This is a genomic window from Rhizobium sp. RCC_161_2, assembly GCF_041355235.1.
Lineage (GTDB): Bacteria > Pseudomonadota > Alphaproteobacteria > Rhizobiales > Rhizobiaceae > Rhizobium.
The window spans coordinates 245,274-258,643 of sequence record NZ_JBFUPL010000001.1 but is presented as its reverse complement, the minus strand read 5'-3'; the positions used below and the strand labels follow the sequence as shown (position 1 = coordinate 258,643).

Annotated in this window: 9 protein-coding genes; 4 read left to right on the top strand and 5 right to left on the bottom strand. The window is 60.6% G+C overall.

Annotated features, from left to right (window positions below; genetic code table 11):
• Window positions 1-73 precede the first annotated feature (73 nt).
• Together AB6803_RS01135 and AB6803_RS01130 are read right to left on the bottom strand one after the other, a co-directional pair.
• Complete coding sequence (locus tag AB6803_RS01135) at window positions 74-2,161, bottom strand: ABC transporter substrate-binding protein (RefSeq protein WP_371107135.1); 2,088 nt, start codon at window positions 2,159-2,161, stop codon at window positions 74-76.
• A 141-nt stretch (window positions 2,162-2,302) separates the two neighbouring features.
• A complete protein-coding gene (locus AB6803_RS01130; RefSeq protein ID WP_371107134.1) occupies window positions 2,303-3,769 on the bottom strand; it encodes an alpha-glucosidase/alpha-galactosidase in 1,467 nt (488 codons plus the stop codon).
• Window positions 3,770-3,982: 213 nt separating this feature from the next.
• Here AB6803_RS01130 and AB6803_RS01125 point away from each other — a divergent pair, with 213 nt between their 5' ends.
• Complete coding sequence (locus AB6803_RS01125; RefSeq protein ID WP_371107133.1) at window positions 3,983-4,924, top strand: AraC family ligand binding domain-containing protein; 942 nt, start codon at window positions 3,983-3,985, stop codon at window positions 4,922-4,924.
• Here the strand turns inward: AB6803_RS01125 and AB6803_RS01120 are convergent.
• On the bottom strand, window positions 4,905-5,327 hold the full coding sequence (locus AB6803_RS01120; RefSeq protein WP_371107132.1) for a DUF983 domain-containing protein: 423 nt from the start codon (window positions 5,325-5,327) through the stop codon (window positions 4,905-4,907). The two genes, AB6803_RS01125 and AB6803_RS01120, sit on opposite strands and share 20 nt — an antisense overlap.
• A 225-nt stretch (window positions 5,328-5,552) precedes the next feature.
• Window positions 5,553-6,953 carry a PLP-dependent aminotransferase family protein gene (locus AB6803_RS01115; RefSeq protein ID WP_371107131.1) on the bottom strand — a complete coding sequence of 467 codons (1,401 nt, stop codon included), beginning with the start codon at window positions 6,951-6,953 and terminating at the stop codon, window positions 5,553-5,555.
• Between the two features lie 226 nt (window positions 6,954-7,179).
• Between AB6803_RS01115 and AB6803_RS01110 the strand changes: the two genes are divergently transcribed.
• Window positions 7,180-9,423, top strand: a complete 2,244-nt coding sequence (locus AB6803_RS01110) for a glycoside hydrolase family 2 protein (protein WP_371107130.1) — start codon at window positions 7,180-7,182, stop codon at window positions 9,421-9,423.
• An 86-nt stretch (window positions 9,424-9,509) separates the two neighbouring features.
• Here the strand turns inward: AB6803_RS01110 and AB6803_RS01105 are convergent, their stop codons facing one another.
• A complete protein-coding gene (locus tag AB6803_RS01105; RefSeq protein WP_371107129.1) occupies window positions 9,510-10,436 on the bottom strand; it encodes a GntR family transcriptional regulator in 927 nt (308 codons plus the stop codon).
• A gap of 230 nt (window positions 10,437-10,666) precedes the next feature.
• Here AB6803_RS01105 and AB6803_RS01100 point away from each other — a divergent pair, with 230 nt between their 5' ends.
• Entirely contained in the window at window positions 10,667-12,172 is a 1,506-nt protein-coding gene (locus AB6803_RS01100) for a UxaA family hydrolase (RefSeq protein WP_371107128.1), read from the top strand.
• A gap of 90 nt (window positions 12,173-12,262) precedes the next feature.
• Window positions 12,263-13,282: an aldo/keto reductase gene (locus AB6803_RS01095; RefSeq protein WP_371107127.1), complete on the top strand. Its 1,020-nt coding sequence runs from the start codon at window positions 12,263-12,265 to the stop codon at window positions 13,280-13,282.
• Window positions 13,283-13,370: the final 88 nt, after the last annotated feature.

Genomic DNA, 13,370 nt, shown 5'->3' with positions numbered 1-13,370 from the left:
GCCCGGCTGCAGCGCGGTGCAGCCGGACTTTTAGACGTCTGTCAGGCAGCGGCCTGTTGGCCGAATTCCGTGATCACTTTACGGGACCGGCGCTGCCAGGCGCGCCCGGCAGTTGTTCGGGGAACAGTTCGTATTTCCCCTGCTTGTCGGCAGCGACCCACATGCGTTCACGAATGATCGAGTCTTCAGCCCAGTTGAACATGAAGATCGGCGTGCCCGGGGGAACGTTCGAGAAGCGCTTGTTGATGATCAGAGCACCGGGATACTCCGTCAGGCCGATATTGTAGAGATGCCCGGTCGAGAGCTTCTGGTACTGTTTCATCAGGGCCACGCGCTCGTCGCTATCCTTCGAGGCGGTGAACTTGTTGACGACGTCAACCATCTCCTTTTCGAACGGCATCAGGTCCACTTGGCCGCTTTCCGGCGCACGGTGGTTCCAGCTCGTGCGCGGGCCGATGGGCGCGAGCTGTTCGGTGTTCTGCACGACCGAGGCCAGTTCGGTGCTGTTACGGCGGACCATCCAATCGAAACGGCCGCTATAGTTGGCATCATCGCGCTTCGGGCCATCAAGCGCATTGATGATCACCCGGAGGCCAAGCTTCTCCATCTGGCCGACCACACCCTCGGCAAGGCTCTTGTCCGTGGTGTAGTCGTTGTTGACCAGCAAGGTAATCTCGACGTCCTTACCGCCAGCCGTGCCGGCCGGGAAGTTGACGATACCGTCGCCGTCGGTGTCCTTGAGACCGGCCTTTGCCAGCTCCGCCTTCGCACCGGCGAGGTCGAAAGGATAATAGACGGTCGAGTTGCGATCGTAGAAGCTGGTGCCCGAAGACAGACCCCCTGGATAGATCGCCGTGAACGGCCCCTTGACCAGGGATTCACCGATCGCCTTGCGGTCGAGCGCCATGGTCACGGCCTTGCGGAAATCCTCGTTACGGTTCAGTTCGCGAACGGCTTGTCCGCGCGCATCCGGCGCGCCCCAGCCATTGGCGGAGAAGTTCATCTGCAGGTTATAGCCGATGAGGCGCGGTCCGAAGGCAAGACGTGCCGGAGCGTCCGGCTGGGCGGCGCGTTTCAGCGAAGCGACGAAGTTTTCCGGCTGCTCCAGATTGGAGAGGTCGCCGGAACCGGCAACCGCCTGCACGTCGCGGTCAGCCCAGGTCGAGAGCTTGTAGTCCAGCTCGTTGAGATAAGGCAGCTGATTGCCCTTTTCGTCGACCTTCCAGTAGTAGGGGTTGCGGCGTAGAACGATGATGTCATCGGAACGGTATTCGACAGGTACCCAGGCACCCATGACGGGTATGTTCATGAATTCCGGCGGGAAAGCGTTCTTGAACTGGTCGTAGGTGTTCTTCGAATATTTTGGATGCTGCGGCTTGAGAATATGCGACGGGCCGGGGCAGAAATTCGGATAGGCCATCGTGTAGAGATACTGCTTCGGGAAGGCGTCCTTGAAGGTCCACTCGATCGTATAATCGTCGACCTTCCTGAGCGTCGTCCCCTCGCCGAAGGCCTCGGGCGATGCGCCGCCGCCGAGCGGCGAAACATTCGGGTCGATGACCTCATCTTCCCAGTAGAACATGATGTCATCAGCATTGAATGGCGCCCCGTCGGACCATTTCGCGCCTTCGATCAGATGCATGGTGAGCTTGTGGCCATCCGCCGACCACTCCCATCCCTTGGCAAGGTTCGGCAGCGGTTCGGTGTCCTTCGCCTCGACCTGAAACAGCGGCGCGGTGCGCGTCAGGCACTCGGACAGGGCGATATCGATGCCACCCCAGCCTTGTGTCTGCCCGGCGCCATAGTTCCAGCCTTCCGGCCTGCCACCGATGACATGGCGCAACGTGTCGCCATAAACGCCGATACCATCGGGCATGTTGCCGGTTTTGTAGACCAGCGGCTCCTTCGGCAGGCGATCCTTGACCGGCGGCAGCTTGCCGGTCTTGACAAATTTCTCGGTGACCCAATCCGGCTCGTGATATTCCGGCAGCGCCTTGAACTCCAGGATGGAGTCACGCGCCACATATTTGATCTTGCCTTCCGCCGGGAAAACCGGGGGTACGGGCGGCACGGTCGGTTCGGATGCGTAGGCGCTGATAGCGATTGCGGATGTGGCAATCGTCATCGCCGCTAGAATGCTGATCGGTCGAAAATATCTCATCGTTTTCTCTCTCCCCTTATCGCGAGCGTCCCCGTGGGAGCGCCGCATTCCTCCATCGAACTGGAAACCATTGGCCGGATGCGACGGGGTCTGTCCTCCTGAAAGTCCCGCCGCAGCCAATATGTCCCGAACCTCAATCCGTTAGCCAGCCTGCTTCAGGGCTGCCTTCTCCGCTCTCAATTCCTCGATCGAGCGGACGTTGCGGCTGGCCGCCCCCTTCCAGTCGCGGGTTTTCACCTTGCTACGCGAGAGGCGATCCTTGGCGCCCTCGACGGCATGCGCATATTGCGGCAGCCAGCGAGCCTCGGCGACGATCATTTCGTCAACCATCTGCCAAACCTCTTCCGGGGTCGAGATGGCACCGACCAGCGGATCATGCAGAACCGCGAGTTTCAGCAGGTCGAGATCGCCGCTGACGGCGGCATGGACCGACATGCGCTGAACATTGATCGAGGAAATGCAGGTGGCCGCACAGGCCTCCGGCAGCGTGATGCCCGCCACCATGTTGATGCCGAAGCGATCGACGAAGCCGGGCGATTCGATGATGGCGTCGGCCGGAAGATTGGTGATGACGCCGTTGTTCTTGACGTTGAAGTGGCCGCGATAGACGCGATTGGTCTCCAATGCCTCGAGAATATGGCTCGCATGCTCATTCGAGCGCCTGGCCGGGTCGATAGGCTGCGACGCGCTGTCGAGGATCTGCTGGAATTCCGTCTCGAACCAGTTGCGGGTCTCGGTGGAATGGCGGAGGTATCCGCCCGTCTCGCCATGGATCCAGTCGGACATGTCGATCCACTTGTTGATCTCGTCCGGCCGCTTGCGATACCAGGGCAGGTATTCCGAGAGATGGCCGTTGCTTTCGGTGGAGTAGACGCCGAAGCGCTTCAGCACGTCAATGCGCAGTTTCTCCTGCTGCGAGAAGACCGGATGTGCCTCGAATGCGGCGACCAGCTCGTCCTTGCCGATCTTGCGGCCGTTGAGACGGAGATCGACGAACCAGGTCTGATGGTTGATGCCCGAGCAGATATAGTCGAGCTCCGCCTTGTTCTTCGCGCCGAGAACCTCGGCGATCTGTTCGGCGCCGTGCTGGACGCCATGGCAGAGGCCGATCGTGTCGACCTTGCCGTATTCGATCGCCGCCCAGGTATTCATCGCCATCGGGTTGGCATAGTTCAGGAACTTCGCGCCGGGTTCGGCGACTTCGCGGATATCCTTGCAGAAGTCGAGAATGACCGGAATGTTGCGCTGGCCATAGAGAATGCCGCCGGCACAGATCGTATCGCCGACGCATTGGTCGATGCCGTATTTGAGGGGAATGCGAATATCCTCGGCGTAGGCTTCCAGCCCGCCGACGCGCACGCAGCTGATGACGTAGCGTGCACCGGAGATCGCCTCGCGGCGCTCGGTGGTGGCTGTCACCCGCGTCGGCAGCTTGTTCGCCTCAACGATGCGATCGAGGATCGCCTTGATCATCGTGAGATTGTGCTCACTGACATCGGTCAGCGCGAATTCGACGTCCTGGAACTCCGGCACGCAAAGAATGTCGGTGAACAGCTTTTTCGTGAAGCCGACGCTACCTGCGCCGATAATAGCGATTTTGAAACTCATGATCCTCACCTTGAAGTCGGTCAAACAATCAGCAACGGAGAAGAGAATGGTATTTTCGTCCCACGATCGCACGGTATCGGGCGAGATGGCGAAACGGGCATTTTCCCCTCCTTCTGCCGGTCCTCATCGGCAGGTACATGCTGTTTTCTGGCGGGATTATGCCTATAATCGCCGGATCGACCAGAGAACAATTATGCTTTCAAGGGTAATTTTGTGCTGCAAGATTTGATCACCAATGGCCAAACCATGCGGACTGTTTCGCTGCCGCGCGGCCGCCACCGGCTGCATGCCATGCCGACCAGCGCCGGCTACGAAATAAGGGATAACGAGGTTTACGATTGGGACGGACGCCGGCGCGGCCTGACGCCGTTCACAGTGCTGCAACACACGATCAGCGGCAGCGGCCGGTTGCGTTACGAGAACCGCAATTACCGGGTCGGTCCCGGCGATACGCTGCTGGTGCTGGTGCCGCACAATCACCGCTACTGGTTGGAAAAAGGCGAGCGTTGGGAGTATTTCTGGATATCGATGAATGGCGAGGAAGCCCTGCGCATCCACCGCCTGATTCTCGCCGCCGCCGGGCCGGTGCTGAAATTGCAGCCGGCAACGATCGATCATCTTGCCGATTGCAGCCTGCGGCTGGTGCGGGGTGCCGCAACACCGGCCTCCGCTTCGGCGGTGGCTTATGAGGCCGCGATGGCGCTTTATGACGATGTCTTCGGCTCGCACGCCGTCGCCGCCGACCGTTCCGCCATGCAGGCAGTCATCGATCACATCAACGACAATCTCGACAAGCCTCTGCCGGTCAGCGAACTCGCCAAGGTCGGCGGCCTCAGTCGCGCCCATTTCTCCCGTGTCTTCGCCGAGAGCGAAGGCCTGCCGCCGGCCGAATTCGTGCTGCAGCAACGCATGCAGCGGGCGGCAAAACTACTGACCAAGGCGGCCTTCATCCCGGTCAAGGAAGTAGCGATCATGTCGGGCTTCGACGACGCCAATTATTTCTCAAAAGCCTTCCGCCGCATCTATGGGATCAATCCCACCGAATTCCGCACCACCGGCATGTATGCAGCCGTGCGAAGCCCTGGGGAGGAGATCAGGAATGGGCGGAGGAAATATGCCGGATCGTCCGGCCCGATCACGCGGAATGCGGATTGAGGCCGCCATCGTCGCGTGGCGTTTCCAGCCGTGCCAGCTTGCCCTCTTCCGCCTTGTAGAAATACTGGCTCGCGACCAGCCAGCCCTTGAGGGGCCGCAGCGGCGGGATACAGGTCAGCAGCATGAACGGCAGCGTCGTGAAGGCATGCACCCAATAGGGAGCGTTGAAGGCGACTTCGAGCCAGACAGCGAAAGCGACGCTCGGAATGCAGGCAAAGCAGATGACGAAGAAGGCCGGGCCATCGGCTGGATCGGCAAAGGCATAGTCTAGGCCGCAAACCTCACAGGAAGGGCGCAGCGTCAAAAAACCATTGAAAAGATGACCCTCGCCACAGCGCGGGCAGCGACCGCGCAAGCCGGTCTGAAGCGGAGAAAGCGGTGGCCATGCATCTTCGGATGACATTGTTCTGTCCTTTGCAAAATCGGACACTCCACGCCTAGGCGCGATGCCCGGGAGCCTCGCAGGCGAAGCGCCCCATGCGGGTCGCCTCGAAGCCGGACGGGCTACCGGCTGCCGTCACGCAGCCAACCGTCCTGTTGCAGGATATATGGTACCAAATACATACATTGTCAATTATTGTATGTATATTGTTTCGAACAATATATGCAGGCGCGGCAATTTGTCCGATCAGATGACAATCGTCGAGGCCGCGGGCGTCTCGGCGAGGAGATCAGCGACGATGCCGAGGCTCTGGCGCAGATGGTCGTGATTTTCGGCCGCTCCGAGCCCGAGGCGCACCGCCTCTGGCGCGGGACCAAGGGCGAAGGCATCGCTGGCGACGACGCCGATACCGGCAGAGCGCAATCGCGCTGTGAATTCACCGCGCGACCAGGCGGGTGGTAGTCGCAGCCAGATATGGAAGCCTTCGGGATCGGCAAGCACATGGGCCGCCGGCAGCAATTCTGCCGCGATGGCCTGCCGTCCCTTGCTCTCCTGGCGGATAGCGGCAAGGACAGCCTCAGCCGTGCCGTCTTCGATCCAGCGTCTAGCGATGGCGGCTGAGAGCGGCGATGCCATGGCCGAGGTGGCGCGGATAATGCCGGCGAGCCTGGTTGCCGCGCGCAAATCCGGCACAGCGAGATAGGCGATGCGCAGCGCCGGCGACAGGCATTTGGCAAGGCCGGCGATGTGATAGACCCGCTCCGGCGCAAGCGCCGCCAGTGGCGCGACCGGCTCCGCCGGCAGCGCGCCATAGGCGTCGTCCTCGATGATCGCGACATCATACCGGACAGCGATATCCAGGATCGCCTTGCGTCGCGAAAGCGGTAGGGTGATCGTCGTCGGATTGTTGATGGTGGGATTGCAATAAAGCGCCTTCGGTCGCTTGCTGACACAGATCTGCTCGAAAGCCTCTGGAATCAAGCCTTTATCATCGACCTCCACACCAACGACAGTCAACCGCAGATGCGCTGCGACCGAGAGAAAGCCCGGATAGGTCAGCGCCTCGGCGCAAACGATATCTCCGGGCGCCGTCAGCATGCTGGCGACTGCAAGCAATGCGCCCTGCGCGCCGGGGCACACGAGAATGCGCTCGGGCCCGATGCCAGGCAATCGTCCGGCAAGCCATTCGGCGCCAGCCTCACGGTCACGGATAGCGCCGCCAGGATGCTGGTAGCGCAGCAACAGATCCAAGCCGTCGCTGGCTTCCAATTCGCTGATCCCCCGCCACATCCGCGTCGTCAGGTCCCCGTCGTTAAAGCGTGGCGGCAGGTTCATGCTCATATCGACCAGCCCGCTTATCACCGACCTTTGCCGCCGCGGTATTCGGCCCTCGCTCACATAGGTCCCCTGCCCGACCCGGCCCTCCACCAGACCTCTCTTGCGTGCCTCGGCATAGGCGCGGGTAACGGTGGTGAAATCGATGCCGAGCGCTTCGGCCAATGCGCGTTGCGGTGGCAAGCGCGTGCCGGGCTTCAGGTGGCCAGAGCGGATATCGACCTGCAGGGCATCTGCGATGGCCAGATAGACCGGTCCTGCCGCCTTGTTGATGACTGGAGTCCAGAAGGAAGCCGCCTGATCGTCGCCCATGTCGCCATCTCCCAAATCAATGTATGTATATTGTATGTCTTTAAATGCTGAGCAAGGGGGCGACAATGAGGAAATCATAACTCCGGCATCCGATTTCGTTGCGCCGTCGCAACGGGCCTGTATAGATATCGGCCGGCGGCGATAACGTTTACGCTGCAACTGCGTTTCTCTTTTCAGCCATACTCGTTCGTCCAAGGCACGACGGGCTCTATCGATAGGATTGAATATGCGTTCTGTTGTCGCTTTCAACGAATCCTGGACTTTTCGCGAGGGATTCTCGGCTGCTGAAGCCGATCGTCTGCAGGAGGGACAACCGATTGCACTGCCGCACACCGCGGTCGAACTGCCGTTCAACTATTTCGATGAAAAATCCTATCAGCGCGCCTTCACCTATCAGAAAATCCTGCCTTGGAGCGCCGATTTTACCCGGCGTGAGGTATCGCTCGTGTTCGATGCTGCCATGGCCGATGCCGTGGTCTATCTCAACGGCGAGGAAATCGTTGCGCATCAGGACGGCTATACGCCCTTCGAAGCGCGGCTGACGGGACGCCTGAAGCAAGGCGACAACCTTCTCACCGTCAAAATCGACGGCAGCGAAAACCCGGAAATCCCGCCCTTCGGCGGCCGCATCGACTATCTCACCTATGCCGGCATCTACCGCGACGTCTGGCTCAAGATTGCTGCGCCCGTCTCGATCGCCAACATCAAGGTCGAGACCGACAAGGTGCTTGCCGATGTGAAGTCTGCCACGGTCCGCTGCGATATCGCCAATCCGCAGGCCCTTATCTTCAGCGGCACGGTGACCGCAAATCTCCGCGCGCCCGACGGCAAGGTGCTGGCGTCTGCGACCACCGAGACCTCGGGCGGCAGCGTGAGCTTCTCTTTCGACAATCTCTCCGGCATCTCGCTGTGGGACCTCGACAATCCCGTGCTCTACACGCTTGAGGCCGAACTGAAGACCGATCATGGCGCCGACCAATATTCGACGACATTCGGCTTCCGCACCGCCGCATTCACCGATGAAGGCTTTCTGTTGAATGGCAAGAAGCTGAAGTTGCGCGGTCTCAACCGTCACCAGGCTTTCCCGTATGTCGGCTACGCCATGGGCCGCTCGGCGCAGGAGCGTGATGCCGAGATCATGAAGCAGACGTTGAAGTGCAATGTCGTACGCACCTCGCATTATCCACAATCGAAGTGGTTTCTCGATCATTGCGATCGCATCGGCCTGCTGGTCTTCGAAGAAATCCCCGGATGGCAGCACATCGGCAGCGACGAATGGCAGCAGGAATCGATCCGCAACGTCCACCGTATGATCGAGCGCGACTGGAACCATCCGTCCATCATCATCTGGGGCGTACGCATCAACGAGTCGCAGGATTCCCATGATTTCTATGCCGAGACCAATCGGCTGGCGCGTGAACTCGATCCCACCCGCCAGACCGGCGGCGTGCGCTACATCACCGAGAGCGAAATGCTCGAGGACGTCTACACGATGAACGACTTCATCCTCGGCAACGAGGAACTGCCGGGCGCCAATCGCCCACGCACACCGCTGCGGCCGCAGCAGGAAAATACCGGTCTATCGAAGAACGTACCCTATCTGATCACCGAATTCGGCGGCCATATGTACCCGACGAAGATCTACGATCAGGAGCAGCGCCAGGCCGAGCATGTGCGCCGGCATCTGGAGGTGCTGAATGCGGCCTATGGCGATCCCTCGATTTCCGGTGCCATCGGCTGGTGTATGTTCGACTACAATACCCATAGCGACTTCGGCTCCGGCGACCGCATCTGCTATCACGGCGTCATGGACATGTTCCGCGAGCCGAAATTCGCCGCCTATGCCTATGCCAGCCAGTGCGAGCCTTCCGAGGAGGTCATCATGAAGCCGGTGACGATCTGGGCGCGCGGTGAGCGCAATATCGGCGGCGCGCTGCCGCTGATATTGCTGACCAATTGCGACGAGGTCGAGCTCCGCTACGGTTCGCTCACCAAGCGCCTCGGCCCCGATCGCGAGAGCTTCCCGCATTTGCCGCACCCGCCCGTCATTTTCGATCATCGCAATTTCACCCAGGACGAACTCGGCGTCTGGGGCATGGAATGGGAAGACGCGCGCTTCACCGGCTACGTCAATGGCAAGCCGGTCGTGGAGCTGCATATGGTCGCCAATCCGCTCCCGACGACGCTGGAGGTAGAGGCCGACAACCTGACGCTGCGTGCCGCCGAGCGCGACACGACCCGCGTCATTATTCGTGCGCTCGACCAGGCCGGCACACGCCTGCCCTTCCTCAACGACGTCGCAACGATCAAGGTCACCGGCCCCGCCAAGCTGATCGGGCCGGAGGCCGTGGCCTTCCAGGGCGGCACGACGGGTTTCTGGCTGCAGGCAACCGGCGAGGCCGGCACAATCACGGCCGAGGTTTCTTCGGCGCGGTTTGCAAGCCAAAGAGTGGAACTGAAGGCAGAATGATCGGCTGATAGAGCAACGGGCGGTCAAGAGACGGCCCGTTGCGCAGTGCACCAGTCTCGTTCAGGCGCGACGTTGGCGAAATCTCGCTAGCCGTGCACAGTGGAAGTATCCGCCTCCCCAATCTCCCCCGCACTCTGCGGAATGGATTGCAGCAGCGTTTGCCGCGCCGAGGCCAGATGCGTGCGGCAGGCGGTGTCGATCCGCGCTGGATCGCGTGACTGCAGCGCTTCGATATAGTCGAGATGTTCGGCGATGGCGCGTGAATTACGCACGCGGGCGAAAGCCTTGTTCCACTGGTAGTGATAGTGGAAAACGATGGCGATCGCGTCGTAGAAATCGGCGATGAAGCGGTTCTTCGAGGCGCGATGGATGAGAAGGTGGAATCTTTCGTCGAGCTGCGAAAAATCGCGGTAGCGCTCATCGAAGTCCTCCAGCAGATCATAGTGCTCTTGTTGGATGGCGGCCAGACTTGTCCAGGCCGGATGATCGACCGGCATGCGTCCGAATTGGGCGGCCGAATGCAATTCGAACATCTCGCGCACATCGGCAAGTTCGAGCGCGAATTCACTGGTGAAGCCTTTCAGGATCCAATGGCTGTTCGGCCGCTTTTCGATCAGGCCGAAACGGCTGAAACGAATGAGGAATTCACGCACCACCGACGTTCCCGTGCCAATTTCACGCGCCAGTTCCAGCTCGTTGATCTGCATGCCCGGCTGCGCTTCGTCGGAGAGAATACGCAGCATGAAACTGCGCTCGATGATGTCGTGCAGCGAATTGGTTTCTTCCTGCGGAAAGAAATCGGCCTCGGTCGGCTGACGCAGGACGGTCTTCTGCCGCTTGTTCCAGCTGATGATACCGGCGTCACTCAGACGCATCAGGATGGCGCGCGCCGTGCTGCGGCTGACGCCGAGTTCGGCGGCGATCTCAGGCTCCGTCGGCAGGGCGGCATCCGGCTTCAGGCCGGCGACGTAGCGGTTATACGCATCCTTGAAGAGCGTGTTCTGTCTCGCCATTTCCTCCCTCGCTTATCATTCGCTGCTCTCTATCGGCGGCGATCTCTGTAGCCTGCTCGGATAACAATCAAGCGCGGGAGCACCGCTTGTGTGCGTCGCTCCCTCCTGCCCGGAACCGCCGAATGATTTCCTCGTTGACTTCAAAATGTTTATTGTAGATAAAAAACAAAAGCAATCGGCAATGGCCCGGGAGAGGCTCGCCGAACTGCAAGATTGCCTGGGAGAGAACTTTGAACAGCCAGCCTTGGATCCTTCTATCGGAAGGCGACAATGTCGCGGTGGCAACGGCAGCCATTGAAGCGGGTATCGCGGTCGCCAACGGTGTCTCGACGCGAGGCAAGATCGACCCCGGCCACAAATTCGCCATCCGGGACATCCCCCTCGGCACGCCTGTGGTGAAATACGGCCAGGCCATCGGGCGCACGACCGCCGAGATCAAAGCCGGCGATCACGTCCATAGCCACAATCTGCATTTCGAAAACGATCGGCTGGCGGCAACGGCCAATGCGGCACCGGAGGAAGCGACCGAGGCCGACAAGGCCCGTACCTTCATGGGCTATCGCCGCGCCGACGGCCGGGCCGCGACACGCAACTATATCGGCATCATCGCCAGCGTGAACTGTTCCACCACGGTTTGCCGCGCCATCGCGGAAGAGGCAAACCGGACGCTCCTTCCGCACTATGACGGCATCGACGGTTTCGTGCCGATCGTGCATGACCAGGGCTGCGGCATGAGCTCGACCGGCGACGGCATGCTGACGCTACATCGTACGCTGGCCGGCTATACGCGGCATGTGAATTTCGGCGGCGTGCTGATGATCGGCCTCGGCTGCGAGGTCAACCAGCTGACGCTCTACGGCCAGAGCGGCGCCGGCGCCAGCAAGCGGCACTTCAATATCCAGGATGCCGGCGGCTCGCGCCGCGCCGTGGCGCTTGCCATGGGCGTCCTGAAGGAGATTTCGGACGAAGTCGGCCAAGCTCGACGCGAACCGATCTCGATCAGCGAAATCATCGTCGGCCTGCAGTGTGGCGGTTCGGACGGTTTCTCCGGCATCACCGCCAATCCGGCGCTGGGGGCGGCGGCCGACCTGCTGGCCGCTGCCGGCGGCACGACGATCCTGTCGGAAACCTCGGAGATTTACGGCGCCGAACACCTACTGCGCAGCCGCGCCGTCAATAACGAGGTCGCCGCCAAGCTCGACGCGAAAATCGATTGGTGGGAAAAGTATGTCGCCCTGCACGGCGCTTCGCTGGACAACAACCCATCGCCCGGCAATAAGCGCGGCGGGCTGACCACCATTCTGGAGAAGTCGCTCGGGGCTGTTGCCAAGGGCGGCCGGTCGCCGCTGACCGCGGTCTACGGCTATGCCGAACGGGTAACGGAGCATGGGCTCGTCTTCATGGACACGCCCGGCTATGATCCGGTTTCCGCAACCGGTCAGGTAGCCGGTGGCGCGAACATGATCGCATTTACGACCGGTCGCGGCAGCTGTTTCGGCTCTCGTCCGGCACCGTCGTTCAAGCTGTCGAGCAATTCGGCACTGTATCAATCGATGGCAGAGGACATGGACATCGATTGCGGCACCATTGCCACCGGCGAGGCAACGATATCGGGCAAGGGCCGCGAGATTTTCGAACTGATCATCGAGATCGCGTCAGGCAAGAAGACCAAAAGCGAAACCTTCGGCTACGGCGATAACGAATTCGTGCCCTGGCATCTCGGGGCGACGTTGTAGATAGTCAGTGCATTCCACGACGTTGTGCCGGCCCTCTGACAAGCCAGGCGCGGCGGAAACCAAGCGATTAATCATCACAAGGGAGAGGTGATGAAAAAGAGAAGAATCGGCAGGACGGAGCTGGAGGTTACCGAAATCAGTTTCGGTGCTGCAGCGCTCGGCGGTCTTTACCGCGCCTGCCCTCGCGACCAGGCTATGGAAACCCTGCTGGCGGCATGGGATAGCGGCATCCGCTATTTCGACGTCGCGCCCTGGTATGGCTTCGGTCTCGCAGAGCGCCGCGTCGGCGATTTCCTGCGTGACCAGCCGGAAGACAGCTATGTGCTCTCCACCAAGGTCGGACGATTGATGCGACCTGTGCCGACCGACAAGGTACCGGATTACGGCTATATCGATCCCTTGCCCTTCGATGCGGATTACGATTATTCCTATGACGGCATCATGCAGTCGGTGGAGTTCAGCTATGCCCGCCTCGGCCTCAACCGCATCGACATTCTCTATGTCCACGATATCGGCGGCTACACCCACGGCAAGGCGCTGAACGAGCGCTATCTCGACCAATTGCTCGGCTCCGGCATCAAGGCGCTGGAGGAGCTGAAGTCGTCAGGCACGATCAAGGCCTATGGTCTTGGCGTCAATGAAGTGCCCGTCTGCCTGGATGTCATGCATGCAGCCGATATCGACTGCATTTTGCTTGCCGGCCGCTATACGCTGCTCGACCGTTCGGCGGTCGCGGAACTGCTGCCGCTTTGCGAAAAGAAGGGCACGTCCATTGTTGTCGGCGGTGTTTTCAACTCCGGCATCCTTGCGACCGGCCCCGTGTCCGGCGCAAACTTCGACTACCTTCCGGCGACACCGGATATTCTGGCCAAGGTGGGAGCGATGGAGGACATCGCTCGCCGTCACGGCCTGCCGCTTGCCGCACCAGCGCTGCAGTTTCCGTTGCGCAACCCGTCGGTCGCGTCAGTCCTGATCGGCACGGCAAAGGCATCAAGTCTCACCCGCAATATGCAGCTTGTGGAACCTGAGCTTCCGGCGAGCCTTTATGCGGAATTCGAAGGATTGACCCTGGTTGCGCCGCCGTTGGGAGACGAGGCGGTGCGGGTCTGATGAAGAAATAAGGAGCTATCGGGCCGTCGGGAGAGACGGCTCGAAGAGGAGGAAAGCCTGTTTTGGCGAGAGTGGCTTCGTGCTGCTC

Coding starts and splice junctions, on each gene's coding strand:
- AB6803_RS01135 (WP_371107135.1), bottom strand. CDS start 2,161: ATGAGATATTTTCGACCGATCAGCATTCTAGCGGCGATGACGATTGCC.
- AB6803_RS01130 (WP_371107134.1), bottom strand. CDS start 3,769: ATGAGTTTCAAAATCGCTATTATCGGCGCAGGTAGCGTCGGCTTCACG.
- AB6803_RS01120 (WP_371107132.1), bottom strand. CDS start 5,327: ATGTCATCCGAAGATGCATGGCCACCGCTTTCTCCGCTTCAGACCGGC.
- AB6803_RS01115 (WP_371107131.1), bottom strand. CDS start 6,953: ATGGGCGACGATCAGGCGGCTTCCTTCTGGACTCCAGTCATCAACAAG.
- AB6803_RS01110 (WP_371107130.1), top strand. CDS start 7,180: ATGCGTTCTGTTGTCGCTTTCAACGAATCCTGGACTTTTCGCGAGGGA.
- AB6803_RS01105 (WP_371107129.1), bottom strand. CDS start 10,436: ATGGCGAGACAGAACACGCTCTTCAAGGATGCGTATAACCGCTACGTC.
- AB6803_RS01095 (WP_371107127.1), top strand. CDS start 12,263: ATGAAAAAGAGAAGAATCGGCAGGACGGAGCTGGAGGTTACCGAAATC.